General features: G+C 69.7%; 24 protein-coding genes and 2 pseudogenes. 5 read left to right on the top strand and 21 right to left on the bottom strand.

Annotated elements, in window-relative coordinates; genetic code table 11:
- Window positions 1-8: 8 nt before the first annotated feature.
- Window positions 9-503: pseudogene (locus tag ABEA87_RS42580) on the bottom strand (cobalamin-dependent protein); the annotation flags it as partial.
- Window positions 504-605: 102 nt separating this feature from the next.
- Window positions 606-2,108 (bottom strand): annotated as a pseudogene (locus tag ABEA87_RS09705) (methylmalonyl-CoA mutase family protein); the annotation flags it as partial.
- A gap of 117 nt (window positions 2,109-2,225) precedes the next feature.
- Between ABEA87_RS09705 and ABEA87_RS09710 the strand changes: the two are divergent.
- Window positions 2,226-3,083: an ABC transporter ATP-binding protein gene (locus tag ABEA87_RS09710; protein ID WP_345628056.1), complete on the top strand. Its 858-nt coding sequence runs from the start codon at window positions 2,226-2,228 to the stop codon at window positions 3,081-3,083.
- On the top strand, window positions 3,083-3,910 hold the full coding sequence (locus tag ABEA87_RS09715) for an ABC transporter permease (protein WP_345628057.1): 828 nt from the start codon (window positions 3,083-3,085) through the stop codon (window positions 3,908-3,910). Before ABEA87_RS09710 ends, ABEA87_RS09715 begins: the two co-directional genes overlap by 1 nt.
- Before the next feature lie 88 nt (window positions 3,911-3,998).
- On the opposite strand, the gene ABEA87_RS09720 is transcribed toward ABEA87_RS09715, so the two are convergent.
- Window positions 3,999-4,847 carry a 3-hydroxyacyl-CoA dehydrogenase family protein gene (locus ABEA87_RS09720; RefSeq protein ID WP_345628058.1) on the bottom strand — a complete coding sequence of 283 codons (849 nt, stop codon included), beginning with the start codon at window positions 4,845-4,847 and terminating at the stop codon, window positions 3,999-4,001.
- 164 nt (window positions 4,848-5,011) lie between these two features.
- On the opposite strand from ABEA87_RS09720, the gene ABEA87_RS09725 reads away from it, so the two are divergent.
- On the top strand, window positions 5,012-5,326 hold the full coding sequence (locus ABEA87_RS09725; RefSeq protein ID WP_345628059.1) for a hypothetical protein: 315 nt from the start codon (window positions 5,012-5,014) through the stop codon (window positions 5,324-5,326).
- Window positions 5,327-5,368: 42 nt separating this feature from the next.
- Here the strand turns inward: ABEA87_RS09725 and murA are convergent, their stop codons facing one another.
- Complete coding sequence (gene murA, locus ABEA87_RS09730) at window positions 5,369-6,643, bottom strand: UDP-N-acetylglucosamine 1-carboxyvinyltransferase (RefSeq protein ID WP_345628224.1); 1,275 nt, start codon at window positions 6,641-6,643, stop codon at window positions 5,369-5,371.
- Window positions 6,644-6,689: 46 nt separating this feature from the next.
- Here murA and ABEA87_RS09735 point away from each other — a divergent pair, with 46 nt between their 5' ends.
- Window positions 6,690-7,262 carry a cob(I)yrinic acid a,c-diamide adenosyltransferase gene (locus ABEA87_RS09735; protein ID WP_345628060.1) on the top strand — a complete coding sequence of 191 codons (573 nt, stop codon included), beginning with the start codon at window positions 6,690-6,692 and terminating at the stop codon, window positions 7,260-7,262.
- Window positions 7,263-7,329: 67 nt separating this feature from the next.
- Here ABEA87_RS09735 and ABEA87_RS09740 read toward each other — a convergent pair whose 3' ends face one another.
- The 13 genes from ABEA87_RS09740 to prmC form a co-directional block, all read right to left on the bottom strand.
- Complete coding sequence (locus ABEA87_RS09740) at window positions 7,330-7,770, bottom strand: DUF2550 domain-containing protein (RefSeq protein WP_345628061.1); 441 nt, start codon at window positions 7,768-7,770, stop codon at window positions 7,330-7,332.
- 12 nt (window positions 7,771-7,782) lie between these two features.
- Window positions 7,783-8,064: a F0F1 ATP synthase subunit epsilon gene (locus ABEA87_RS09745; protein ID WP_345628062.1), complete on the bottom strand. Its 282-nt coding sequence runs from the start codon at window positions 8,062-8,064 to the stop codon at window positions 7,783-7,785.
- A gap of 172 nt (window positions 8,065-8,236) precedes the next feature.
- Window positions 8,237-9,682, bottom strand: coding sequence for a F0F1 ATP synthase subunit beta (atpD, locus tag ABEA87_RS09750; RefSeq protein ID WP_345628064.1), 1,446 nt, complete (start codon window positions 9,680-9,682; stop codon window positions 8,237-8,239).
- On the bottom strand, window positions 9,682-10,602 hold the full coding sequence (locus ABEA87_RS09755; protein WP_345628065.1) for a F0F1 ATP synthase subunit gamma: 921 nt from the start codon (window positions 10,600-10,602) through the stop codon (window positions 9,682-9,684). Before ABEA87_RS09755 ends, atpD begins: the two co-directional genes overlap by 1 nt.
- 3 nt (window positions 10,603-10,605) lie before the next feature.
- Entirely contained in the window at window positions 10,606-12,252 is a 1,647-nt protein-coding gene (atpA, locus tag ABEA87_RS09760; RefSeq protein WP_345628067.1) for a F0F1 ATP synthase subunit alpha, read from the bottom strand.
- A gap of 38 nt (window positions 12,253-12,290) precedes the next feature.
- A complete protein-coding gene (locus ABEA87_RS09765; RefSeq protein ID WP_345628069.1) occupies window positions 12,291-13,112 on the bottom strand; it encodes a F0F1 ATP synthase subunit delta in 822 nt (273 codons plus the stop codon).
- Window positions 13,112-13,633 carry a F0F1 ATP synthase subunit B gene (locus ABEA87_RS09770; protein ID WP_345628071.1) on the bottom strand — a complete coding sequence of 174 codons (522 nt, stop codon included), beginning with the start codon at window positions 13,631-13,633 and terminating at the stop codon, window positions 13,112-13,114. Before ABEA87_RS09770 ends, ABEA87_RS09765 begins: the two co-directional genes overlap by 1 nt.
- An 85-nt stretch (window positions 13,634-13,718) precedes the next feature.
- A complete protein-coding gene (gene atpE, locus ABEA87_RS09775; protein WP_345628073.1) occupies window positions 13,719-13,955 on the bottom strand; it encodes an ATP synthase F0 subunit C in 237 nt (78 codons plus the stop codon).
- Window positions 13,956-14,028: 73 nt separating this feature from the next.
- On the bottom strand, window positions 14,029-14,814 hold the full coding sequence (gene atpB, locus ABEA87_RS09780; protein WP_345628075.1) for a F0F1 ATP synthase subunit A: 786 nt from the start codon (window positions 14,812-14,814) through the stop codon (window positions 14,029-14,031).
- Between the two features lie 487 nt (window positions 14,815-15,301).
- Window positions 15,302-15,691, bottom strand: a complete 390-nt coding sequence (locus ABEA87_RS09785; RefSeq protein ID WP_345628077.1) for a hypothetical protein — start codon at window positions 15,689-15,691, stop codon at window positions 15,302-15,304.
- 22 nt (window positions 15,692-15,713) lie between these two features.
- Entirely contained in the window at window positions 15,714-16,319 is a 606-nt protein-coding gene (locus ABEA87_RS09790; protein WP_345628079.1) for an arsenate reductase/protein-tyrosine-phosphatase family protein, read from the bottom strand.
- On the bottom strand, window positions 16,316-16,960 hold the full coding sequence (locus tag ABEA87_RS09795; RefSeq protein ID WP_345628081.1) for an L-threonylcarbamoyladenylate synthase: 645 nt from the start codon (window positions 16,958-16,960) through the stop codon (window positions 16,316-16,318). Before ABEA87_RS09795 ends, ABEA87_RS09790 begins: the two co-directional genes overlap by 4 nt.
- The gene (prmC, locus tag ABEA87_RS09800; protein WP_345628083.1) at window positions 16,960-17,847 is read right to left on the bottom strand and encodes a peptide chain release factor N(5)-glutamine methyltransferase; all 888 of its coding nucleotides are present in this window, start codon (window positions 17,845-17,847) and stop codon (window positions 16,960-16,962) included. The genes ABEA87_RS09795 and prmC overlap by 1 nt, the downstream gene beginning before the upstream one ends.
- Before the next feature lie 235 nt (window positions 17,848-18,082).
- On the opposite strand from prmC, the gene ABEA87_RS09805 reads away from it, so the two are divergent.
- Window positions 18,083-19,543, top strand: a complete 1,461-nt coding sequence (locus ABEA87_RS09805; RefSeq protein ID WP_425570823.1) for a GGDEF domain-containing protein — start codon at window positions 18,083-18,085, stop codon at window positions 19,541-19,543.
- Window positions 19,544-19,546: 3 nt separating this feature from the next.
- Here ABEA87_RS09805 and prfA read toward each other — a convergent pair whose 3' ends face one another.
- The 4 genes from prfA to thrB form a co-directional block, all read right to left on the bottom strand.
- Window positions 19,547-20,665 carry a peptide chain release factor 1 gene (gene prfA / locus ABEA87_RS09810; protein WP_345628087.1) on the bottom strand — a complete coding sequence of 373 codons (1,119 nt, stop codon included), beginning with the start codon at window positions 20,663-20,665 and terminating at the stop codon, window positions 19,547-19,549.
- Between the two features lie 63 nt (window positions 20,666-20,728).
- Window positions 20,729-20,953, bottom strand: coding sequence for a 50S ribosomal protein L31 (gene rpmE, locus ABEA87_RS09815; RefSeq protein WP_345628089.1), 225 nt, complete (start codon window positions 20,951-20,953; stop codon window positions 20,729-20,731).
- Between the two features lie 344 nt (window positions 20,954-21,297).
- A complete protein-coding gene (gene rho, locus ABEA87_RS09820; protein ID WP_345628090.1) occupies window positions 21,298-23,220 on the bottom strand; it encodes a transcription termination factor Rho in 1,923 nt (640 codons plus the stop codon).
- 284 nt (window positions 23,221-23,504) lie between these two features.
- On the bottom strand, window positions 23,505-24,455 hold the full coding sequence (gene thrB / locus ABEA87_RS09825) for a homoserine kinase (protein ID WP_345628091.1): 951 nt from the start codon (window positions 24,453-24,455) through the stop codon (window positions 23,505-23,507).
- Window positions 24,456-24,499: the final 44 nt, after the last annotated feature.

Below are 24,499 nucleotides of genomic sequence, written 5' to 3' on the forward strand. Positions count from 1 at the left end.
GGCCGATCTCAGCCGATCAGCCCGTTGGCCTCGCGTACCACCGTGACCAGTTCGTCGATGATGCCGGTGAGCCCGAAGTCCTTCGGGGTGAACACCCGCGCCACCCCCGCCGCCCGTAGCGCGCTCGCGTCGCCGGCCGGGATGACGCCGCCCACCACCACCGGTACGCCTGGCAGGCCGGCGGCGGCCAGCCCGGCCAGTACCGCCGGCACCGCCTCGAGGTGCGCCCCGGACAGCACCGACAGCCCGACCACGTCCACGTCCTCCTGCACGGCGGCCGCCACGATCTGCCCCGGGGTCAGCCGGATGCCCTGGTACACCACCTCGAACCCGGCGTCCCGGGCGCACATGGCTATCTGCTCGGCGCCGTTGGAGTGCCCGTCCAGGCCCGGCTTGCCGACCAGGAGCCGAAGCCGGCCGGCGCCCAGCTCGGCCGCCGTGGCCGCCACCCGGGCCCGCACCTCGGCCAGTTCCGCTGTCCCGCCTCCCGACCCGGCGGCGCCCGCGCCCGGCGCCGGGTCCGGCCCCGGGCCGCGCGGGCGGCTCGACGCGGCCGTATCAACGGGCGCGGCCGTACCGGTCGGCGCGGACAGACCGGTGGACGCGGACAGGCCGGTCGGGGCGCGGTACTCGCCGAAAATCTCGCGCAGCGCGCCGGCCCACTCCCCGGTCGTCACCCCGGTCCGGGCGCACTCCAGCGTCGCGGGCATCAGGTTCGTCGCGGACCCGGCGTCCGCGCGCAGCCGGTCCAGCGCACGCGTCGCGGCGGCGCCGTCCCGCGCGGCGCGCCACTTCGCGATGCCCGTTACCGCCTCGTCCTCCGCCCCCGGGTCGATCCGCTCGATCGGCGCCGCGCCCGCGGTGGTCAGCGGGGACGGCTCGGTCTCGGCGAACCGGTTGACACCCACCACCACGTCGTCGCCGGACTCCATCCGCCGCCTGCGCTCGGCCAGCGAGGAGACCAGAGCGCTCTTGAGGTACCCGGTCTCCACCGCGCGCACCACGCCGCCCTGGTCGAGGATCCGGCCCAGCTCCGCCGACGCGCCATCCACGATGGACTGGGTCAGCTCCTCGACCACCCGGGAGCCCGCGAACAGGTCCGGGTACTCCAGCAGGTCCGACTCGTAGGCCAGCACCTGCTGCAGGCGCAGCGACCACTGCTGGTCCCACGGCCGGGGCAGGCCCAGCGCCTCGTTCCAGGCCGGCAGCTGCACGGCACGGGCCCGGGCACCCCGGCACAGGGTCACCCCGAGCATCTCCAGCACGATGCGGGCGACGTTGTTCTCCGGCTGCGCCTCGGTCAGCCCGAGGGAGTTGACCTGCACGCCGTACCTGAACTGGCGGGCGGCCGGATCGCGCACCTCGTACCGCTCGAGGGTGATGCGGTCCCACAGCGTCACGAACGCCCGCATCTTCGCCAGCTCCTCGACGAAGCGCACGCCGGCGTTGACGAAGAACGAGATCCGGCGCACCACGTCGCCGAAGCGCTGCGGCGGCACCTGCCCGGAGACGCGTACCGCGTCCAGCAGCGCCACCGCCGTGGACAGCGCGAAGGCGACCTCCTGCACCGGCGTGGCCCCGGCCTCCTGCAGGTGGTACGAGCAGATGTTCACCGGGTTCCAGCGCGGGACGTTCAGCACGGTCCAGGCCACCAGGTCGGTGGTCAGCCGCAGCGACGGGCCGGGCGGGAAGATGTACGTGCCCCGGGACAGGTACTCCTTGATGATGTCGTTCTGCACGGTGCCGGCCAGCGCCCCGGGCGGGGCGCCCTGTTCCTGGGCGACGCTCACATACAGGCCCAGTAGCCACATCGCCGTCGCATTGATGGTCATCGAGGTGTTCGCGCCCTCGAGCGGGATGCCGTCGAACAGGGTCCGGCAGTCGCCGAGGTGGGCGACCGGCACGCCGACCCGGCCCACCTCCCCGCGCGCCAGCTCGTGATCCGGGTCATATCCGGTCTGGGTGGGCAGGTCGAAGGCCACCGAAAGGCCGGTCTGCCCCTTGGCCAGATTGCGCCGGAAGAGCGCGTTGGTCGCGGCCGCCGAGGAGTGCCCGGCATAGGTCCGCATCATCCACGGCCGGTCGCGCCGGTCCAATCGGTACGACATTCCGGGAGTCTACTAAACGGTAGCTAAGTAGGTTGATCAACAAGTTGCATCCCCGGGTGGAGCGGCTCCACCCGGGGGCCGTTTCCGCCCGCCAGAGCAGTCGGGCACGCTTGTGACATGACAGAGGATGTCGCGATCCGGGTCCGCGGGTTGCAGAAGACATATGGCGACCATGTCGCCATCCAGGGGCTGGACCTGGAGGTGGCGCGGGGCGAGTGCTTCGCGCTGCTGGGCCCGAACGGCGCCGGCAAGACCACCACCGTGGAGATCCTTGAGGGGTATCGGCCGCGCACCGGGGGCGAGGTCAGCGTGCTGGGCGTCGATCCCAAGCGACCCACCCGGGACTGGCGGGCCAAGGTCGGCATCGTGCTGCAGTCCACCGGCGAGTTCGAGGCCCTCACCGTGCGCGAGGTGGTCAACCACTTCGCCCTGTACTACCCGGCCCCGCGCGACCCGGCCGAGGTGATCGAGGCCGTCGGCCTCACCGAGAAGGCCACCGCCCGCGCCGGCACCCTCTCCGGCGGCCAGCGGCGCCGCCTGGACGTGGCGCTGGGCGTCGTCGGCCGGCCCGAGCTGCTCTTCCTGGACGAGCCCACCACCGGCTTCGACCCGGAGGCCCGGCAGGAGTTCTGGGAGCTGATCCACCGGCTGTCGGCCGAGGGCACCACCATCCTGCTGACCACCCACTACCTGTACGAGGCGGAGGCGCTGGCCAACCGAGTGGGCGTGATCCACGGCGGCCGGATGGTCGAGGTGGCCACCCCGGCGACGCTCGGCGGCCGGGCCACGGCCGCGACGGTGGTCAGCTGGGACGGGCCGGACGGGCGGCAGACGGTCTCCACCGACACCCCGACCTCACAGGTGTCGAAGCTGGCGGCCGAGTTCGGCGGCGAGGTACCGGGCCTGACCGTGACCCGGCCGACCCTGGAGGACATCTACCTCACCATGATCAACGCTGGCAAGGGAGAGCAGTGATGGCCACGAGCACGGCGACGGTGAGGCGCGGCCCGGGCCACGCCGCGCGGATCGGCTGGGAGCGCGGCAAGCTGGAGGTCAAGGAGTTCTTCCGGCAGCGCGAGTCGGTGGTGTTCACGCTCGCCTTTCCGGTGATCCTGCTGCTGATCTTCGGCTCGGTGCTGAACTACGACATCCCCGGCAACATCAACTTCAGTCAGTACTTCGTGCCTGGCATCCTGGCCACCGGCCTGTTCGGGGTGTGCTTCCAGACCCTGGCCATCCAGATCGCGATCGAACGGGACAAGGGCATCCTCAAGCGGCTGGAGGGCACTCCGATGCCGCCGGCCTCGTACTTCCTCGGCAAGATCGTGATGGTCCTGACGATGGTGGTGCTGGAGAGCATCGTGCTGCTGGCGATCTCCTCGGCGTTGGGCAAGGTGACGCTGCCCAGCGACTGGCACCGCTGGGTCACGTTCGTCTGGGTCACCGTCGCCGGCGTTGCCGCCGGGTCGCTGCTGGGCATCGCGTTCTCCTCGGTACCGCGCTCCGGCAAGTCCGCCCCGGCCACCATCACGCCCATCGCGCTGGTGCTGCAGTTCCTGTCCGGCGTGTACTTCGTGTTCACCGACCTGCCGAGTTGGTTGCAGCACGTCGGCGCACTGTTCCCGCTGAAGTGGATTGCCCAGGGGTACCGCTCGGTGTTCCTGCCCGACTCGTTCGCCGCGCAGGAGCCCGCGCACGCCTGGGAGCACGGCCGGCTGGCGCTGATTCTGGTGCTGTGGGCCGTCGGCGGTCTCGTGGTCGCCATTCGCACGTTCCGCTGGCGTGCCGGCAAAGACGCCTGATGCCGACGCCATCCACGTAAACGGCCATACGCATAAAGCGCCGCCCGGGTCGCGTTGTGCGACCCGGGCGGCGTGCGTTCGGTCCGGCTCAGTACGAGTAGAAGCCCTGCCCGGTCTTGCGTCCCAGGTCGCCGGCGGCGACCATGCGCTGCAACAGTTCCGGCGGGAAGAACTTCTCGTCGGCGGTGTCGGTGTAGATGTTCTTCGTGGCGTGCAGCAGCACGTCGACCCCGGTCAGGTCGGTGGTGGCCAACGGACCCATCGCGTGGCCGAAGCCCAACTTGCACGCGACATCCAGGTCCTCGGCGGAGCACACGCCGCTCTCTACCAGCTTTACCGCCTCGACCACCAGGGCCGAAATCAGCCGGGTGGTGACGAACCCGGCGATGTCCCGGTTGACCACGATGGTGGTCTTGCCAACCTCCTCCGCGAACGCCTTGGCAACGGCCAGCGTCGCGTCCGAGGTCTTGTACCCGCGCACCAGTTCGCACAGCTTCATCAGCGGCACCGGTGAGAAGAAATGGGTACCCACGACCGATTCCGGCCGCGAGGTGACCACCGCTATCTGAGTGACCGGAATGGCGCTGGTGTTCGTGGCCAGCACCGCGCCGTCCTTGCACAGTCCGTCGAGCGTACGGAACACGTCCTGCTTGACGTCGAGTTGCTCGAAGACCGCCTCGACCACGATGTCCGCGTCGGCCGCGGCGTCCAGGTCGGTGGTGGTCGTGATGCGCCCGAGCGCGGCACCGACCTCCTCGGTCGCGATGACGCCCTTGCTCGCGAACTTCTCCAACGATTTCTCGATGCCCGCCAACCCGCGCCCGGTGGCCTGGGTGGTCAGATCGCGCAGCACGACCGACCAGCCGGCCTGCGCGGCGACCTGTGCGATTCCCGAGCCCATCAGCCCGGCTCCGATGACCGCGAGGCGACCCGTCATCTTCGTCCTCTCCCTGCCCGTAGCGACCCTGCTCGGCGCACATCGTCCGTCGCGCCCAAGCTCGTCGCGACCTCACTGGCACCCTAGCCCGGATGCCTGAACGGATGGTCAACCGGCCCGACCAACCGGCTGCGTATCACGAAGGGGGATGGGACACTGGGTCCGTGCCCCTCGCCAGCATGTACATTGCCGGTCCACTGATCGCCTTCGCGATGATCGGAGTTCTCGCTGCGATACCGCGATGGGCGAGCAGCAGTGACCACAAGACCTCGCTGCCCGACCGGACGACCGAGGACTTCGGACTCCTCGCGCCAGCGGCCACGGTCGAGGATCAGGCGGTCGCGCAGGCGTTGCGCCAACTGCTGGGTCGCGCCGGCATCCGAGCCACGGTGGCGCCGGCCGGGGACGGCTGGGTACACGTGCTGGTCTTCGAGACCGAGCTGGACCGCGCCCGCCGGCTGACCGACGGCGCCATCTGAGCCGCTTGCTCCCCGGGTGACGTACTGAGCGAGCGGGACGGCTCAGAAGTCGAAGGACTGGTCCTCGGGGGCCGTCAACCGTTCCACCGCGACACCCAGGCCGCGCAGGTCGTCGATGAAGTTCGGGTACCCGCGGTCGATGTGGTGCACGTTGCTCACCTCGGTCACCCCGTCCGCGCACAGGCCCGCCATGACCAGGCCGGCACCGGCCCGGATGTCGGTCGCCCGCACCGGGGCCGAGGACAGCCGCTCCCGGCCCCGTACCGCGGCGTGGTGGCCATCGGTGCGGATCTCCGCACCGAGGCGGGCCATCTCGTTGATGAACATGAACCGGCCGTCGAAGATGTTCTCGGTGATCAGGGAGGTGCCCTCGCTCACCGAGGCCAGCCCGACCGCCATCGGCAGCAGGTCGGTGGCGAAGCCCGGGTACGGCAGCGTCGAGAAGTCGACCGCGTGGGGCCGCCGATCCATGGTGATCTTGAAGGCGTTCGGCTCGGTCATCACCTCGCCGCCGGCACTGATCATCTTGTCCAGCGCGATCTCCAGGAACGAGGGGTTGACCCCCCGGACGGTGACCGAGCCGCGCGTCATGGCCGCCGCGAACGCCCAGGTGCCGGCGACGATCCGGTCACCCACGGTCTGGTGCGCCACCGGGTGCAGCTCCGATACGCCCTCGATGGTGAGCTTCGAGGTACCCGCGCCGGAGATGTGCGCGCCCATGCCCATCAGCATCTGGCAGATGTCCACGATCTCGGGCTCGCGGGCCGCGTTGTCGATCTCCGTGACACCGTCGGCCAGCACCGCGGCCATCAGCAGGTTCTCGGTCGCGCCGACGCTGGGGAAGTCCAGCCAGATGGTCGCGCCACGCAGCCCGTTCGGCGCCGAGGCGATCACGAAGCCGTGCTCGCTGACGATGTCCGCGCCCATCCGGGTGAGCCCGGCCACGTGCATGTCCAGCCCGCGGGAGCCGATCGCGTCGCCGCCCGGGTGAGCCACCCGCACGTACCCGCGCCGGGCGAGCAGCGGGCCGAGCACGCAGATCGACGCGCGCAGCCGCCGGACCAGGTCGTAATCGGCCTCGGTGCCCGGCTTCTCGGGGGTGTCGACGCAGATCACCCCGTCCGAGAAGGTCACGTCGCAGCCCAGCCGGCGCAGCACCTCGGCCATGATCAGGATGTCGGTGATCTTCGGTACCTCCGAGATCTCCGACCGGCCCGTGGCCAGCAGCGCCGCCGCCATCAGCTTGAGCGCGGAGTTCTTCGCACCGCCGACCTTCACCTCGCCCGACAGGCGAGCCCCACCGACTACCCGGATCATGTCCACGCCGGCAATCGTAGGGGCATCCGCCACTAGGCTTCGCTGCATGGCCGTACACCTCACCCGCATTTACACCAAGACCGGCGACGCCGGCACTACCGGACTGGGCGACGGTACCCGGGTCAGGAAGACCGATCCGCGACTGGTCGCCTATGCCGACACTGACGAGTGCAACGCCGCCGTTGGTGTCGCACTGGCGATGGGCCAGCTGCCCGACGAGGTTCGGGCCGTCCTGACCATCGTGCAGAACGACCTGTTCGACGTGGGCGCCGACCTGTCCAACCCGATCGTGGCGGAACCGAAGTACCCGCCGCTGCGAATCACCGAAGATTACGTCACCAGATTGGAGGGCTGGTGCGACGAGTTCAACGCACGGCTGCCCAAACTGGACTCTTTCATCCTGCCCGGCGGCATGCCCGGGGGCGCGCTGCTGCACGTCGCCCGTACCGTGGCCCGGCGCGCCGAGCGCTCCGCCTGGGCACTGTACGAACAGGACGAGGCGGGCGTGAACGGCACCGCCATCGTGTACCTCAACCGCCTGTCCGACCTGCTGTTCATCCTGTCCCGCACGTGCAACCCGGACGGCGACGTCAAATGGGTGCCGGGCGGCGGCCGGTAGCCGCAGGCGAAAAACTCAGCGGAAGACGAGCCTCAGCGGGCGAGCGGGCTCAGCGGGGCGAGCGGGCTCAGCGGGCGGCCATCCGGATGGCCGCCCCGCCGGGCGGGGCCGCCTCGATCCAGGACAGGAAGCCGGTGAGCGTGGCCTCGGCCATCGCGATCTCGACCGGCGCGTGATTGCTGGTGCACCGCACGATCACCCAGTTGTCCGGCAGCACCAGCAGCTCGGGCGAGTCGGGCACCCGGCGGCTCTCCACCGCCAGGCTGCGCCGGGACAGCACCCGGCGGGGCCGCAGCGCGAAGCTGAACACTCGGTACCAGCGCAGCTCGTCGCCGACGAACCGGGCGATGCCCGGCGACCAGCCCCGGCCGGCGATCCAGGTGGACAGCCGGAAACTCAGCTCGATGCTGCCGCGACCGCGGGAAATGACCTCGCGCCGGACGAACAGTACGCCCAGCGCGCAGAGCAAGATGAGAACGCCGATTCCGATCCACTCAATGATCCGCATCGGCGTCGCGGCTTAGTGGGCCGTGTCGGCGGATGCTGGCTGGCAGCTCTCCGCGAGGATGGTGGCTCCGTTGGCGTCGACCGACAGGAAGCCACCCGATACCTCGTAGGCCAGATCACCCTCGGACCGCTTGATCCGAACCTGGCTCGGCTCCGCCAGCTGCCCGAGCATCGGCGCGTGGCCGTGCAGCAGACCGACCTCACCCTCCGTGGTGCGAGCCACCAGCATGTCGGCCTCGCCGGACCACACCTTCTCCTCGACGGATACGACGTCGACGTGTAGTTGATTGGCCACGACCTGCGGTCTCCTCAAGCGATGAGTGTGAGGGGTTGCCCGAGTCTAAACGACTGACTATTGCGTTTGACACCGGGGTTGGCCGACAACACGCCGGCCGGGTGAATGTGCCCTGATCGCGGGCGCGGCGGCCACCCATCGGGCGCCGCCGCGTCACGATCACTGTCTGTGACTACTGGTTCTGCTTCATCAGGTCGTGCGCCTGGCGCTCCAGGTCCTCCAGGCCGCCGCACATGAAGAACGCCTGCTCGGGGAAGTGGTCGAACTCCCCCTCGCTGATCTTCTTGAACGCCTCGATCGTCTCCTTGATCGGAACGAACGAGCCATCGATGCCGGTGAACTGCTTGGCCACGAAGGTGTTCTGGGACAGGAAGCGCTCGATGCGCCGGGCCCGCTGAACGGTGACCTTGTCCTCCTCGGACAGTTCGTCGATACCGAGGATGGCGATGATGTCCTGCAGGTCCTTGTACCGCTGGAGGATCCGCTTGACCTCGGAGGCCACCACGTAGTGGTCCTGGCCCACGTACTCGGCCGCGAGGATCCGGGAGCTGGAGGCCAGCGGGTCAACGGCCGGGTAGATGCCCTTGTCGGACACCGACCGCTCCAGGTTGGTGGTCGCGTCCAGGTGGGTGAAGGTCGTGGCCGGCGCCGGGTCGGTGTAGTCGTCGGCGGGCACGTAGATCGCCTGCATCGAGGTGATCGCCTGGCCCCGGACCGAGGTGATCCGCTCCTGCAACTCGCCCATCTCGTCGGCCAGCGTCGGCTGGTAACCCACGGCCGAGGGCATCCGGCCCAGCAGGGTGGACACCTCGGAACCGGCCTGGGTGAACCGGAAGATGTTGTCGATGAACAGCAGCACTTCCTGCTTCTGCACGTCGCGGAAGTACTCGGCCATGGTCAGCGCCGACAGGGCGACCCGCAGCCGGGTGCCCGGGGGCTCGTCCATCTGGCCGAAGACCAGGGCGGTCTTGTCGATGACGCCGGTCTCGGTCATCTCCAGGATGAGGTCGTTGCCCTCGCGGGTACGCTCACCCACCCCGCCGAACACCGATACGCCACCGAAGTTGTTGGCGACCCGGTAGATCATCTCCTGGATGAGCACGGTCTTGCCCACGCCCGCGCCGCCGAACAGCCCGATCTTGCCGCCCTTGACGTACGGGGCGAGCAGGTCGAGCACCTTGATGCCGGTCTCCAGCATCTCGGTCTTCGGCTCGAGGTCGGCGAAGGCCGGCGCGTGCCGGTGGATCGGCCAGCGCTCCTTGATCTCCAGCGTCTTCGGGTCGGCGTTGAGGACCTCGCCGATCGCGTTGAACACGCGGCCCTTGGTCACGTCGCCCACCGGTACCGAGATCGAGGCGCCGGTGTCGGTCACCTCGGCACCCCGGACCAAGCCATCCGTGGGCTGCATCGAGATCGCCCGGATCATGTTGTCGCCCAGGTGCTGGGCAACCTCCAGGGTCAGCGTCCGCTTGCCACCGGACAGTTCTACGTCCACGTGCAGCGCGTTGAAGATGTCGGGCATCGCGTCACGGGGGAACTCGGCGTCCACCACCGGGCCGATGACCCGCACCACCCGCCCTACCGCGGTCCTGGTGTCAGTCTCTACAGAGGCAGTCATCACACTTCACTTCCCGCCGCGGCGAGCGCGTTCGCGCCGCCAACAATTTCGCTGATCTCCTGGGTGATATCGGCCTGCCTGGCCGAGTTCATCGCCCTTGTGTAGTTGGTCAGCAGGTCGTCCGCGTTGTCGCTGGCGGCCTTCATGGCCCGCCGCCGCGACGCCGACTCGCTGGCCGCCGAGTCCAGCAACGCCGCGAGGATCCGCGTGTTGATGTACTTCGGCAGCAGCGCGTCGAGCAGAGTCTCCGGGTCCGGCTCGAACTCGTAGGCGGGCATCAGCCCTTCCGCGTGCTCGACCTGCATGGGCGCGAGGAAGTTGGCCGCCGGTGACTGCATCATCAGCGACCGGAACTGAGTGTTGACCACGTGCAGCTCATCGACCCCGTGTACCCCGTCATGGCCCGGATCACCCAGATCGTCGTCCGCGCCGGCGATGAACGCCTTGATCAGCGTCTCGCCCACCTCCCGCGCGTTCTCGAACGTCGGCTGCTCGGAGAAACCTGTCCAGCTGGCCTCGATCGGGCGGTTACGGAACCGGTAGTACGCCACGCCCTTGCGGCCGATCACGTACAGCACGGCTTCCTTGCCGTCCTCGCGCAGCCGTGCGATGAGCTGCTCCGCTGTCCGGATGGCGTTGATGTTGTAACCGCCGGCCAGTCCACGGTCACTGGTGATCAGCAGCACCCCGGCGCGCCGGACCCGCTCGCGCGGCACCAGCAGCGGGTGGTCGATCGTGGCCTTGGACGCCAACGCGCTGAGCACCTGAGTGATCGCGTCGGCGTACGGCCGGGCCGCCGCCACGCGCTCCTGCGCCCGCGCGATGCGGCTGGTCGCGACCAGCTCCTGCGCCTTGGTGATCTTCTTGATCGACTTGACCGTGCGGATCTTCCGGCGCATCGCCTGGAGTTGAGCGGGCATGGCTTACTGCCCCTGGCCCTGCGGCGGGGACACCTGCCGGACGGTCTCCTGCGTCTCCTCGCCGTCCTTCATGGCCTTGGCGGGAGCCTCGTTGACCTCACGCTGCCCGGAGTTCGCCTGGAACTCGGCCTTGAACTCCTGTACCGCGCCGTCAAGCTGGGCCGCGACGTCATCGTCCCAGGTACCGGCCGCGATCGTGGCCAGCGTCTCCCGCCTGTTGTGGCGCAGGTACTGGAGCATCTCGGTCTCGAACCGGCCCACGTCGCCCAGCGCGATGTCGTCGAGCTTGCCGTTGGTGCCGGCCCAGATGGAGATGACCTCCTCCTCCACCGGGTACGGGTGGTAGTTGGGCTGCTTGAGCAGCTCGACCAGGCGGCCACCGCGGTCCAACTGGGCGCGGGACGCGCGGTCAAGGTCCGACGCGAAGGCGGAGAACGCCTCCAGCTCACGGAACTGGGCCAGGTCCAGGCGCAGGCGACCGGCAACCCGGCGCATCGGCTTGGTCTGCGCGCTACCACCGACCCGGGACACCGAGGTACCGACGTTGATCGCCGGCCGGACGCCCGAGTTGAACAGGTCGGTCTCAAGGAAGATCTGACCGTCGGTGATCGAGATGACGTTGGTCGGGATGTAGGCCGAGATGTCGTTGCCCTTGGTCTCGATGATCGGCAGACCGGTCATCGAGCCGGCACCCAGGTCATCGGAGAGCTTCGCGCAGCGCTCCAGCAGCCGGGAGTGCAGGTAGAACACGTCGCCCGGGTACGCCTCGCGGCCCGGCGGGCGGCGCAGCAGCAGGGACACGGCGCGGTACGCCTCGGCCTGCTTGGTCAGGTCGTCGAAGACGATCAGCACGTGCTTGCCGGAGTACATCCAGTGCTGGCCGATGGCCGAGCCGGTGTACGGCGCGAGGTACTTGAAGCCGGCCGGGTCGGAGGCGGGCGACGAGACGATGGTCGTGTACTCCATCGCGCCGTGCTGCTCCAGCGTGCCCTTCACGGAGGCAACGGTGGAGGCCTTCTGCCCGATGGCCACGTAGATGCAGCGCACCTGGCGCTGCGGGTCGCCGGACTTCCAGTTGTCGCGCTGGTTGAGGATCGTGTCGATGGCGATCGTGGTCTTGCCGGTCTTGCGGTCGCCGATGATCAGCTGCCGCTGGCCCCGACCGATCGCGGTCATCGCGTCGATGGCCTTGATCCCGGTCTGCAGGGCCTCCTTGACCGGCTGGCGGGCCATCACGTTGGGCGCCTGGAGCTCCAGCTCGCGGTAGCCCTCGTTCTCGATGTCACCCAACCCGTCCAGCGGATTGCCCAGCGGGTCCACGACCCGGCCCAGGAACTTGTCGCCCACCGGCACGGAGAGCACGCGGCCGGTCCGCTTGACCCGCTGGCCCTCCTCGACGCCCGAGTAGTCGCCGAGGATCACGACGCCGATCTCGCGGACGTCGAGGTTCAGCGCCACGCCAAGCGTGCCGTTCTCGAACTCCAACAGCTCGTTGGTCATAGTCGAGGGCAGGCCCTCGATGTGGGCGATGCCGTCACCCGCGTCGGTAACGGTACCGACCTCCTCGCGGGAGATCTCCGGCTTGTACGACGTGACGTAGCGCTCCAGGGCGCCACGAATCTCGTCGGAGGAGATGGTCAGCTCGGCCATCCGCTGCTACCCCTGTATCTCTAGCTGATGAAAGTCGGTCATTTGCCCATTGCGCCGCGGGCTTCGGAGAGCCGGCGCAGCACGGTGCCGTCGTAAAGGTCGCTCCCGACTCGGACGGAGAGCCCGCCGATGACGGTCGGGTCAACTCTCACCCGAACGGATACCCGTCGACCGTACATCTGTTCCAGTCGCTCACCCAAACGTCGTTCCTCGTCGTCGGTGAGTAACGCCGCCGCCGTGACGTAGGCCACCTGCCGGTCGCGGCCGGCGGCGGCGAGTTCGACCAGCCGGGTCAGCGACGCGGAGAAGCCCCTGCCGCCGAAGCCGGCCAGAGCCAGCCGGACCAGGCGCACCGTGACCGGCCTCGCCTTGCCGTCGAGCAGGTCGCTGACCAGCTTGCCGCGCCGCTCCGGCGGCGTGGTCGGGTCGGAGAGCACGGAGGCCAGCTGCGGCGAGCCGTCCACGACCTGGTTGAAGCGGAACAGCTCGTCCTCGACTTCGCCCAGCTCATCCGCGCGGTTCGCGGCGGACAGCAGCACCGCCACGCCCAGGCGCTCGACCCCGCCGAGAAGCTGGGTCGGCGACGACCAGCGCCCGGTAGCCAGGGCGGCGGCCAGATCCACCGCCTCATCGCTGACCTTGCCGGCCAGCAGGCCGCGCAGCAGCTCCGCCCGCTCCTGCCCATCCCGGGCCCCGTCGGCCAGCGCGCGGCGCAGCCGCGGCTCCCGATCGAGCAGTTCGGCCACCGCGAGCACGTCGTCGGCGATCCCGGAGAGCCGGTCGGGGGCCGTGGCCGGGGCCAGTGCCTCCAGCTTCTCCTCCGCCGCCCGGTACGCGTCCCGGTCCGTACTCGTCTGCATCAGCTGGCCGTTTCGAGATCGTTCAGGAACCGGTCGACGGTGCCCCGCTGCCGGGCCTCATCGGCGAGCGCCTCGCCGACGATCCTGCTGGCCAGGTCGACCGCGATGTTGCCCACGTCGGCCCGCAGTTCGCGGACGATCTGAGCGCGGTGCTGGTCGAGCTGCTGCTGACCGGCCTCGAGGATGCGGTCGCGCTCCTCGCGGACCTGCACCAGCATGTCCTCGCGGATCTGGTTGGCGTCCGCGTGCGCCCGGTCACGAATCTTCGCGGCCTCGGTCCGGGCCTCGGCAAGCTGCTGCTTGTACTGCTCAAACAGAGCGTTGGCCTCCGCCTGGCGCTCCTCGGCCCGCTTGATTCCGCCCTCGATGGCGTCGACGCGGGCCTTGAAGGTGTCCTCCATCCGGGGGAACACATACTTGGCCAGTACGAAGAAGAGCACGCCGAAGGCGACCAGGCCGAGGACAAGTTCCTGCCAGATCGGTAGGACCGGGTTCGGCGTGTCCGCCGCCAGTACGTACATCGGAATCCCTCCCTGGGAGCCGTTGAGGGCCTTGCTGTCTACGTTTCCAGCTACCCGGTCACCCGGTCACTGGACCGCTCACTTCTTATTTCGCCCAGACGAAACCGAAGGCGATGCCGAACAGAGCCAGCGCCTCGACGAGGACGAAGCCGAGGAACAGGTAGGTCCGGGTGAGCCCGGCCGACTCCGGCTGGCGCGCGGTCGAGTTGATGTAGGCCGCGAAGACGAGGCCGATTCCGATGGCCGGGCCGATGGCGGCCAGACCGTAACCGATAGCGGCGACGCTGCCGTGTACTCCGGTCGTTGCAGCGGCGAGATCCATTGGGGATTCCTCCTGGTAGCCCGCGTGACTTTCACACGGGAAGTTTCGGGTCGGACGAGATCTATGGGCTGGGTCAGTGCTCTTCGGTCAGCGAGGTCTGCAGGTAGACGGCGTTGAGGATGGCGAAGACGTACGCCTGCAACAGGGCTACCAGAAGCTCCAGGAAGGTCAGCACGATGTCCATCGCCCACGAGACGACCGAGATCGGCTTGATCGCGATGGTGCTGGAGCCGAGCAGGACGACCCCGCCGAGGGTAAAGACCAGCAGGATGAAGTGCCCAGCGAACATGTTCGCGAAAAGCCGGATGGCCAGGGTGAACGGCCGGACGATGAAGTTCGACAGGAACTCCAGCGGAATCAGCAGCGGCATCAGCCACATCGGCGCGCCCGACGGCATGGTCATGTTCTTGAAGTAGCGCCTGACACCGTGCTTCCGGATGCCCACCCAGATGTAGAGCACCCAGCTGATCAACGCGAGCGCGGCCGGGAACCCGATGTGGGCGGTCGGCGCGATCTGGAAGAACGGCACGATGGCCATCACGTTCATCACGCCGATGAAGGTCAACAGCGTGGTGATGTACGGCGCGAACTTGATGCCCTCATGCCCGATCACGTCGCCGGAGATCCCGTTACGGCCGAAGCTGTAGATAGACTCCGCTATCCACTGGGCCTTGGTCGGCACCAGCTTCGGCTTCCGGTACGAGACCAGGAAGAAAACCATGACGACCGCGGCGGCGATCCACACCATGACAGTGAACTTGGTGATCCACGGGTAGAAATAACCGGGCAGAAAGAAGTCGTCGACGCTGGGCGGCCAAGGCAAGCCCCCGGCAGCGAGAACGCTTGACTGTCCGCTCACCGAACCCCTCTCATCGCAGCAGGCGCCGAGGCCGTCAGGCCCCGATCCGGTGCGTGGTCAGGTAGGTCCCGGCCACCGCGCCGAGGATGCAACCGGTGCCGATTGCCATCCCGCCTGTCTTGAGCCAGTGGTCCCGCCAGCCACCCGACGAATCTCCGGAATCCGATCCCGGCGATCAGGTAGCTCAGCGCCTTCCAACCGAGACGAGCATCGGACATCGCGTCCCGATGCTCGTTCGGAGGCTGGTCACCGGCCATGACGCGCGAACCATATCAGTCCGCGAAGAGGGTATGTGCACCGACCCCCGCCGCCTGACCGCTGACGGGGGTATCCGACATCGAGGGCCGGTTTCTCCGGTGCGCGTCACACCCTACTACTCCCACGCCAGTTGGCCAGCCCATCTCGCGAATGAACTCAGACAACGGACACCAGACCGTTATCTGCCGTTCATTACTCCCAGCTAGCTCCGAGGCTGCCTGGAGGTGGCTCAGAGGTCCACGTACGCGATCTTGGCGTGCCAGGTCCACCAGGACTGCACGACTATCCAGCCGAACACGGAGCCCAGCACCGCGACACCCATTGGCTTCAGGCCGTCCCACCCGCTGTTCGCGAGGGCGAACATGACGACGCCGATGATCGTGAACTTGAGCGCATAGGTGACCAGTCCGACCGGCAGGATCAGCTTCGGATCGACGGAATCGGCCCACGCGATGACCAGGCTGCCCAGCGTGTAGCTGGCCGTGACCAGGAAGACCCCGGCGGCGGCCCCGGCGATCCCGGCACCCCCGCGCAGCAGGCCACCGACGATCACGCCGATCACCAGCAGGGCCGCCGACGCGGTCAGCCCGGACGGCAGGTGACGGAGCCGCTTTCGCATCTCTCGAGGGTACGCGCCGGGTTCAGGCCGGCAGCAGGGCGGCCACCAGGGGCTGGAGGGTGGCGTCGATCTCGTCGGCCACCCGAGCGAAGAACGCGTCCCCTCGCCCCCACGGATCATCAAGATCATCCTCGGCCAGCGGGGGTTGGCCGTCCCGGGCCTGGTCGACCGCCTCCACCAGGGCGACGCCCCGCGCGTACACCAGGTCCGGTGCCGGCGCGTACGGCGGCAGGGCGGCGCCGTTCACCTCGCTCAGCAGCCGGCCGAACTCGCCGAGCACGAAGGTCCGCCCGGCCGCGTCCGGTCGCAGTTCGAGGATGTACTCCACCTGCTCGGCGGTGGCGGCCAACACCAGGTCGGCGGCGTCCACGTGCTCGCCGAGCAGCTTGCGGGCGGCGAACCCGGTGTCCTCGCCGCCCCGCCGGCGCACCTCCCGGGCCGCCGGCGGGTTCATCTCCTCGCCGGCGTGCCAGCCCCCGGTGCCGCCGCTGGAGACGTAGACGAGATCGTCGGCCTTGTCGCCGACCCGCTCCCGGACCGCCCGCATCGCCAGCCGCTCCGCCATCGGCGAGCGGCAGATGTTGCCCATGCAGACGTGCAACACCGAGAACGGCGCCCGGCCGGTCACGCGGGACCCTCGAGATCCGGGACCACCTCGCGCAGCTTCTCCAGCGGGATGGCTCCGGCGCGCAGCAGCTTGGGTACCGGGCCGGTGACGTCCACGATCGAGGAGGCCAGCCCGTCGGGCGCCCCCTCACCGGCCTCCAGGTACACGCTGACGGCGAAGCCGAACTGCTCGCGCGCGTCGGTCGCGGTGGCGGCCGGGGTCTGCCCGGTCTTGTTGGCGCTGGAGACCGCCATCGGGCCGGTCTCCCGCAGCACCTCCAGCGCGACCGGGTGCAGCGGCATGCGCAGGCCGACCGTGCCGCCGGTCTCGCCGATGTCCCAGTCCAGGCTCGGCGCGTGCTCGACGATGATGGTCAGCCCGCCGGGCCAAAACGCCTCGGCCAGGTCCGCCGCCGCCTGCGGCAGGGTGAACACGAGGCCGTCGAGCGCGTGTCTGGAGCCGACCAGCACCGGCGACGGCGTGTTGCGGTCGCGTCCCTTGGCGGTCAGCATGGCCGACACCGCCCAACTCTTGAACGCGTCCGCCCCGATGCCGTAGACGGTGTCGGTGGGCATCACGACGAGGTCGCCGCGCTTGACCGCCTCGATCGCGGCCTCGATTCCCCGGTCGCGCTCGGCGCTTTCACGGCAGTCGAAGAGCATCACTTCGAACAATCCCTCCGGTCCGGCCCGCTTGGCCCATTGCAGTCTGCCAAACGCGTGGCCGTGGCGAACCGCGGGCGCCCGGCGAGGTCCCGGTGGTCCGCTATCGCCGCAAACCGGCCGTCCGCGCGCAGCAGGGTGGGTACCGCCTCGCCATGCGAGTCGTCGTGCTCGATGCCGACCGCTCCCCCGCCCCGCAGCAGTCCCGCCGCCCGGGCGATGACCGGGCGGATCACGTCCAGCCCGTCGGGGCCGCCGAACACCGCCTCGGTCGGCTCGTGGCCGGACACCTCCGGCGCCACCGGGCTCGCGTCCGGCACGTACGGCGGGTTGCACAGCACAAGATCCACCCGACCGTCCAACTCGGCCAGGGTGGCCGGGGCGGTCACGTCCGCCTCAACCACCCGAACGCCACTGTTCCCGGCGTTGCGGCGCAGCCAGTCGAGCGCCCGCGGTGACCGTTCGACGGCGTACACGGTCGCGGCCGGGCACTCGGTCGCCACGGACAGCGCGATGGCACCGGTGCCGCTCGCGAGATCGACCACCACCGGCGCCTCGATCCCGGCCAGCCGCTCGAGCCCCCAGTCGACGAGCAGTTCGGTCTCCGGGCGGGGTACGAAGACGCCGGGCCCGACGACCAACTCCAGGTACCGGAACGGCGCGAGCCCGGTCAGGTACTGCACCGGCACCCGGGTGGCCCGCTCCGCCACCAGGTGCCACAGCAGGTCCAGCCGCTGCGGCTCCGGATCCGGCGCCACCGCCAGCCGGCCGCGGGGCACCCCGAACGCGTGCTCGGCGAGCAGCTCGGCATCGACCCGGGCCGAATCGATTCCCGCCTCGGCGAGTTTCCGGGTAGCCTCCGCTATCGCTTCATGTACCTGTGACACCGCATAATCATGAAGCTGCGCAAGTGTCGACCGTCACTGAGGGGGTCACGGCGTGGGTAGCGCCCATGACGAACGCCGCCCAACCGGCCCGGCCTACGTGCCGGTCCGCGACGAACCCCGCCCCGCAGGTCACGATCCCACTACTCTACGTGAGAGTTATCGGGCCACCGATCCGGTGCCCACGGCCGGCACGGCCAACGTCGCGGCCCTCGACGAGCTGCCGAACCTCAGAGTGATGTTCCAGCACGGCCGTTCCGCCGAGGCGGTGGCGCTGGCCGACCGGCTGCTGGCCAGCAACTCCGACGCCATGGTGCGCTCCGAGGCGCTGCTGTCCCGGATGGCCGCCTTGATCAACCTCGGCCGCCGGGCGGAGTTCACCGACGCGCTGGACGCCGCAGCCGAGGCGATCGACGCCGACCCGTCGCCCGGGCGGTACGGGCGGCTGCACTCGCTGGCCGCCATCGTCGCCCACCTGGACGACTCGCTGGAGCGCTGCGTCACGCACCTGGTGCAGAGTTCCCGGGCGCTGAACCAGGTGATCGAGGTGGACGAGGAGACCGCCTGCGCCTGGCACGACCTGGCCATGGCGTACTCGTACATCGGCTTCCACGGGCATGCGCTGGCCGCCATGGACAAGTCACGCAAGATCGCGGTCTCCGCGGGCATCCCGGAGTCGGACTACGTCACCCCCACCATCCGGGTCCGGCTGGCCGTCTGGCACGACCACAACGGCGACACCGACGCCTGCATCCGGGTGCTGCGCGACGTGATCGACGACCTCACCTGGCATCTTCAGGCCAGCCCGGGCGGGGTCAAGAACATCCGACCGATCTATCTCGGCGCCTACGGCTACGCGATCGCCCGCCTGGCCGCACTCGGCGAGGTGAGCGACCCGCCGGCCCGGCCCTTGCTGGACAGCGCCGGCCAGTCCCTGCGCGCCCGGGACCTGCGCCTGCTCGGCGAGGTCTGCCTGGCCATCGCCGAGGGACGGGCGAGCACCGCGCTGGGCCTGCTCGACCAGGCCAACGTTGCCGCGTCCACGATGGGCGGCGCGGAGCCTCACCGGCTGCGCGCGCTGGCCCACCTGTCGGCCGGGCGCCCGTCCGAGGCGTACTGGGCCGACCGCCGCGCGTACCGGGTCGCCAGCTCCCAGACCGAGCAGCTGCGCAACCTCTTCGTCGACGGCATGGCCGCCCGGATGGATCACGAGAGCATGCAGCGCACCGTCGCCCGGTACGCGGGTGAGGCGCTGACCGACCCGCTGACTGGGCTGCCGAACCGCCGCTTTCTGGAGCAGCACGTGGCCAAGCTGGTCGGCGAGGGCCACCAGGTGATCATCGGGGTCTGCGACCTGGACGGGTTCAAGCTGGTCAACACGGTGCACGGGCACCTGTCCGGCGACCTGGTGCTCCAGCGGATCGCCGCGGTACTGGCCCGGGTCATGCGCCGGGGCGATTTCGTGGCCCGGTACGGCGGCGACGAGTTCGTCGTGGTGCTGCCCGACACGAACACCGACCGGGCCCGGGAGATCGCCCACCGGATCGTGGCCGCGGTCCGGAGCGAGGACTGGTCGGCGCTGGTGCCGGGCACCCCGGTCGGGGTCACCATCGGCTGGTCCGAGGTGACCGCCCGGGGCCGCATCGCCGAGGCGTTCGCGGCGGCCGACCGGGCGATGCTGCAGATGAAGGCGAGCTAGCCCTTACCTGCGGCTGAGCTGATCCTCGCCGGCCAGCCGGGCCTGCCGGTCCGCCTCGGTCAGGGCGTCCAGCACCCCGTCGAGGTCACCGGCGAGGACCAGGTCCAGGTTGTAGCCGGTGTACCCGATGCGGTGGTCGGAGATCCGGTTCTGCGGGAAGTTGTACGTGCGGATCCGCTCCGAGCGGTCCACCGTGCGCACCTGAGCCTTGCGCGCGTCCGACGCCGCCGCGGCGGCCTGCTCCTGGGCCAGCTGGGCCAGCTTCGCCCGCAGCATCCGCATGGCGCGGTCCTTGTTCTGCAGCTGGGAGCGCTCGTTCTGGCAGGAGACCACGATGCCCGAGGGCAGGTGGGTGATCCGCACCGCCGAGTCGGTCGTATTGACGCTCTGACCGCCCGGGCCGCTGGACCGGAACACGTCGATCCGCAGGTCGCCGGGGTCGATCGAGACCTCGGCCTCCTCCGCCTCCGGGGTCACCAGCACCCCGGCCGCGGACGTGTGGATGCGCCCCTGGGACTCGGTCGCCGGTACCCGCTGGACCCGGTGGACGCCTCCCTCCCACTTCAGCCGCGACCAGACCCCGTACCCGCCCTCGGGTACCCCCTTGGTCTTGATCGCGACCGCGACGTCCTTGACACCGCCCAGGTCCGAGTCCTGGTTGTCGAGCACCTCGGTGACCCAGCCGCGGCGCTCCGCGTACCGCAGGTACATACGCAGCAGGTCGCCGGCGAACAGCGCGGACTCCTCGCCGCCCTCACCGGCCTTGATCTCCAGGATGAGGTCCTTGCCGTCGTCCGGGTCGCGCGGCATCAGCAGCTCGGCGAGCCGCTCCTCGAGCCCGGGCAGGGCCTGCTCCAGCTCCGTCGCCTCGGCGGCGAACCCGGCGTCCTCGGCGGCCAGCTCGCGGGCCGCGACCAGATCGGCACGGGCCTGCGTCAGCTCCCCGGCGGCCTTGTGGATCGGGGTGAGCTCGGCGAACCTGCGACCGACCCGCCGGGCGGCGTTCTGGTCGGTGTGGATCGCCGGGTCGGCGAGCCGGCGCTCGAGCTCGGCGTACTCGTCGAGGAGCGAGGACAGGCGATCACGGCCGTTGGCGAGGTGTGCCGAATTATCTACAGTCATCGATCCCCCACAGACGAACGACGCCCGCCCCCAGGCAACTGGGGGCGGGCGCCGTGGACGTCGCTACTTGGCCTTCTTGGCGGCGGCCTTCGCGTACTTCTGCTGGAACTTCGCCACCCGGCCGGCGGTGTCGAGAACGCGCTGCTTGCCCGTGTAGAACGGGTGGCACTCGCTGCAGGTCTCCGCGTGGATCTCGCCATTCTTGGCGGTGCTGCGGGTGGTGAACGTGTGACCGCAGGAACAGGTTACCGTGGTGGTCCCGTACTGCGGGTGAATGTCGGGCTTCATGCCGTCTGTGTCCTTTCGTCCTGGTCGCCGGGTCGCCCCCCTGGGCAGGTGGAGACGTGAACCGGAACCTCAATCGGCCACTAGTGTGCCATGGCGACGGTGTAACACCCGGAACCGGGCTACCTATTCCGGCACGGGCCGCCGGGCCGACACCCCCCGAATTCTCCGTACCTGGGCAGTGGGCTGTTCGAGGAGGGCGATGTGGTCGCCACACCCGGCCTGATGTGGGCCCGGGTGCGGGGGTCCGACCTGGTGCCCTAACCCGCGGCGGTTACTCAAACGGCGGCCCAGACGGTTGAGCCCCGGCCGATCCGGCCGGGGCTCGTTCCGCATTCGGGTGCTACTTACTCGCCCGGGGTGGACTGGGCGATCTGCATCAGGAACTCGATGTTGGTGCGGCTCTTCTTGAGCTGGGTCAGCAGCAGATCGATGGCCTGCTGGGAGTCCAGCGCGTGCAGCACCTTGCGCAGCTTCAGCACGATCGCCAACTCCTCCGGCGCGAGGAGGATCTCCTCCTTGCGGGTGCCGGACGGGTCGATGTCGATGGCTGGGAAGACCCGCTTGTCGGCGATCTTCCGGTCCAGCTTGAGCTCGGCGTTGCCGGTGCCCTTGAACTCCTCGAAGATGACCGTGTCACCGGTGGAGCCCGTCTCCACCAGAGCGGTGGCGATGATGGTCAGCGAGCCGCCGTTCTCGATGTTGCGGGCCGCGCCCAGGAACCGCTTCGGCGGGTACAGGGCGGTGGAGTCGATACCACCGGACAGGATGCGACCGCTGGCCGGCGAGGCGTTGTTGTACGCCCGACCCAGCCGGGTGATCGAGTCCAGCAGTACGACCACGTCGTGGCCCAGTTCGACCAGGCGCTTGGCCCGCTCGATGGACAGCTCGGAGACCGTGGTGTGGTCCGACGGCGGCCGGTCGAAGGTCGAGGCGATCACCTCACCCTTCACCGAGCGCTGCATGTCGGTGACCTCTTCGGGCCGCTCGTCCACCAGCACGACCATCAGGTGGCACTCCGGGTTGTTGCGCGTGATCGCGTTCGCGATCGATTGGAGCACCATCGTCTTGCCGGCCTTCGGCGGCGACACGATCAGCGCCCGCTGCCCCTTGCCGATCGGCATCACCAGGTCGATGACCCGGGTGGTGAGCACCTGCGGCTCGGTCTCCAACCGCAGCCGCTCCTGCGGGTACAGCGGAGTCAGCTTGTAGAACTCCGGCCGGCGGCGGGCCTCCTCCGGGTCCATGCCGTTGATGGTGTCCAGCCGGACCAGGGGGTTGTACTTGTCGCGCCGCTGCGAGGTCGGCTGCTCCGTCTCGCGGGTGGCCCGCACGGCACCGGTGACCGCGTCACCGCGGCGCAGCCCGTAGCGCTTGATCTGGGCCATCGAGACGTACACGTCGTTGGGGCCGGCCAGGTAGCCGGAGGTCCGCACGAACGCGTAGTTGTCCAGCACGTCAACGATTCCGGCGACGGGTACGAGGACGTCGTCCTCGGTCACCTGCGGCTCGCCCGTGCCGCGCTCGGGGCGCTCGCCGCCCTCACCGCGGCCGCGCCGGCGGTCCCGGAACCGGCTGCGCCGGCCACGCCGGCCGCCGCCCTCACCGTCGTCGTCGCTCTCGGCGCGCTCGTTGCGGTCGCCACGCTCGCCACGGTCGGTGCGCTCGACGCGGTCATTGCGCTCGGCCCGCTCGGTCCGCTCGGCCCGGCTCTCGCGGCGGTTGTCGCGCTCACCGCGCTCGGGCCGCTCGCCGTCGCCGCGGCTCTCGCGGGCGCCCTCGACACGATCCCCGTCGGTCCGGGCGCTGTCCGTCCGCGCCGGCCGCTCGGCCACCGTCACCTGGCCGGCCTCGGCGCGCTCCTCGGCGCGCGGCTCCGGCGGTCCCGCGGGACGGCTGGCCCGACGGGAGGAGCGGGTCACCGTCGGTGCGGCGGCTGCCTCCTCACGCCGGTCGCTGTCGCGGACCTCAGCACGTACCTCGCTGCGGGGTGTCTCCACCCGGGCCGGTACCTCACGTGGAGCCTCGTTGGCTCGCGGCCCGGGAACCCGGTTGTCGCCGGCCTGGCGCTCCTGGATCACCGCGATCAGCTCGCCCTTGCGCATGCGGGCCGTACCGGAGATTCCGAGCGACGAGGCCATGCTCTGCAGCTCAGGGAGCAGCATTGCCGCGAGGCCGCTGCCAGGACGCCGACGCCGGGCGGGGCCCGCCGTCTCCTCCGGCGCCTGGACGCTGGAGACATCCGACGTCACGTCGGTGGTGTCGCTCAATGGATTCCTTCCTTCGATGGGCCGGAGCCACCCGGGTTGTCGATGGTGGCCGGGCGAGCCTCGGTTACACCCACCTCGCCGTAGTACGGCGCGGGGATGATCTGTCAACAGCGCCACGACGGAAGACCGGTGCACCCGACATTCGTGGGTCAGACCAGTCGCCCTCATCGATCCGCAAGAGCGGTACGACAAGCCGTCTTGGCCAGATGTGCCACGGAAGGTTCGGGGGTGCGCCGCCCCGCACTGATCGCGCGCCTCGCGGCTGTTGTAAGTCTAAAGCCTAATCAACTCGCCCGACCTGCGGCAACAGGGTCCCGCTCGGCGTGTTGTAAGTCTACCCCTACCACGGCCCCGCGCGCATCCACGTCCAGCGGCATTACCCGCCACCCGGATGTGACCGGGATCTCACTCTTGGTGATCTCTTCCGCAGTACCGAAGACCAGTACGGAAGGCCCAGCGCCGGAGACCACCGCTGGCATTCCCGCCTCGCGGAATCGCCGTACCAGCTCGGCGGTTTCGGGCATGGCGGGCGCCCGGTACCCCTGGTGCAGCCGGTCCTCGGTGGCCGGCATGAGCAGCTCGGGGGCCCCGGTGAGGGCGTGTATCAACAGGGCGGAGCGGCCCGCGTTGAGCGCGGCGTCCCGGTGCGGCACCTCGGCGGGCAGCGCGGCACGCGCGTGCGCGGTCAGGCCCTGATCGGTCGGGATGACGACGGTGGGGCGTATGCCGGCATCGGGCTCCAGCCGCGCCGCCCGGGCCCGGCCGTCCTCGATCCAGGCGATGGTGAGGCCGCCGAGCAGGCAGGGCGCGACGTTGTCCGGGTGCCCCTCGATCTCGCTGGCCAGCTCCAGCACCTCGGAATCGGGCATCCGCCGGGCACCGTCCGGTACCAGGGCGCGGGCGGCCAGGATGCCGGCCACGATCGCGGCCGAGGAGGAACCCAGCCCACGCGCCTGCGGAATGTTGTTGTGGCAGGCCAACTCCAGCCCATCGGGCCGGTCGCCGAGCCGGTCGAAGGTGGCCAGCATGCACCGGACGATCAGGTGGTCATGATCGGTGGGCAGCTCACCTTCGCCCTCACCGGAGACGGTCACCCGGATGCCGACGCCCGAGATCCTGGCGCTGACCTCGTCGTGCAGGCCGAGCGCCAGCCCGAGGGCGTCGAAGCCCGGGCCGAGATTGGCGCTGGTCGCCGGTACCCGGACCCGGACCGGCGCCGCCAGGAAGCGCACCATCGGCTTATCGTAGATCCCGATCATTGGAACGCTCCCGGCGGCGC

Source organism: Rugosimonospora acidiphila (genome assembly GCF_039543385.1).
GTDB classification, from domain to species: domain Bacteria; phylum Actinomycetota; class Actinomycetes; order Mycobacteriales; family Micromonosporaceae; genus Rugosimonospora; species Rugosimonospora acidiphila.

Bases quoted from the DNA above. Each gene is read 5' to 3' on its own strand.
- ABEA87_RS09710 (WP_345628056.1), top strand. From the start codon at position 2,226: ATGACAGAGGATGTCGCGATCCGGGTCCGCGGGTTGCAGAAGACATAT.
- ABEA87_RS09715 (WP_345628057.1), top strand. From the start codon at position 3,083: ATGGCCACGAGCACGGCGACGGTGAGGCGCGGCCCGGGCCACGCCGCG.
- ABEA87_RS09720 (WP_345628058.1), bottom strand. From the start codon at position 4,847: ATGACGGGTCGCCTCGCGGTCATCGGAGCCGGGCTGATGGGCTCGGGA.
- murA (WP_345628224.1), bottom strand. From the start codon at position 6,643: ATGATCCGGGTAGTCGGTGGGGCTCGCCTGTCGGGCGAGGTGAAGGTC.
- ABEA87_RS09735 (WP_345628060.1), top strand. From the start codon at position 6,690: ATGGCCGTACACCTCACCCGCATTTACACCAAGACCGGCGACGCCGGC.
- ABEA87_RS09740 (WP_345628061.1), bottom strand. From the start codon at position 7,770: ATGCGGATCATTGAGTGGATCGGAATCGGCGTTCTCATCTTGCTCTGC.
- atpD (WP_345628064.1), bottom strand. From the start codon at position 9,682: ATGACTGCCTCTGTAGAGACTGACACCAGGACCGCGGTAGGGCGGGTG.
- ABEA87_RS09755 (WP_345628065.1), bottom strand. From the start codon at position 10,602: ATGCCCGCTCAACTCCAGGCGATGCGCCGGAAGATCCGCACGGTCAAG.
- atpA (WP_345628067.1), bottom strand. From the start codon at position 12,252: ATGGCCGAGCTGACCATCTCCTCCGACGAGATTCGTGGCGCCCTGGAG.
- ABEA87_RS09765 (WP_345628069.1), bottom strand. From the start codon at position 13,112: ATGCAGACGAGTACGGACCGGGACGCGTACCGGGCGGCGGAGGAGAAG.
- ABEA87_RS09770 (WP_345628071.1), bottom strand. From the start codon at position 13,633: ATGTACGTACTGGCGGCGGACACGCCGAACCCGGTCCTACCGATCTGG.
- atpE (WP_345628073.1), bottom strand. From the start codon at position 13,955: ATGGATCTCGCCGCTGCAACGACCGGAGTACACGGCAGCGTCGCCGCT.
- ABEA87_RS09785 (WP_345628077.1), bottom strand. From the start codon at position 15,691: ATGCGAAAGCGGCTCCGTCACCTGCCGTCCGGGCTGACCGCGTCGGCG.
- ABEA87_RS09795 (WP_345628081.1), bottom strand. From the start codon at position 16,960: ATGCTCTTCGACTGCCGTGAAAGCGCCGAGCGCGACCGGGGAATCGAG.
- ABEA87_RS09805 (WP_425570823.1), top strand. From the start codon at position 18,083: ATGTTCCAGCACGGCCGTTCCGCCGAGGCGGTGGCGCTGGCCGACCGG.
- prfA (WP_345628087.1), bottom strand. From the start codon at position 20,665: ATGACTGTAGATAATTCGGCACACCTCGCCAACGGCCGTGATCGCCTG.
- rpmE (WP_345628089.1), bottom strand. From the start codon at position 20,953: ATGAAGCCCGACATTCACCCGCAGTACGGGACCACCACGGTAACCTGT.
- thrB (WP_345628091.1), bottom strand. From the start codon at position 24,455: ATGGTGCGCTTCCTGGCGGCGCCGGTCCGGGTCCGGGTACCGGCGACC.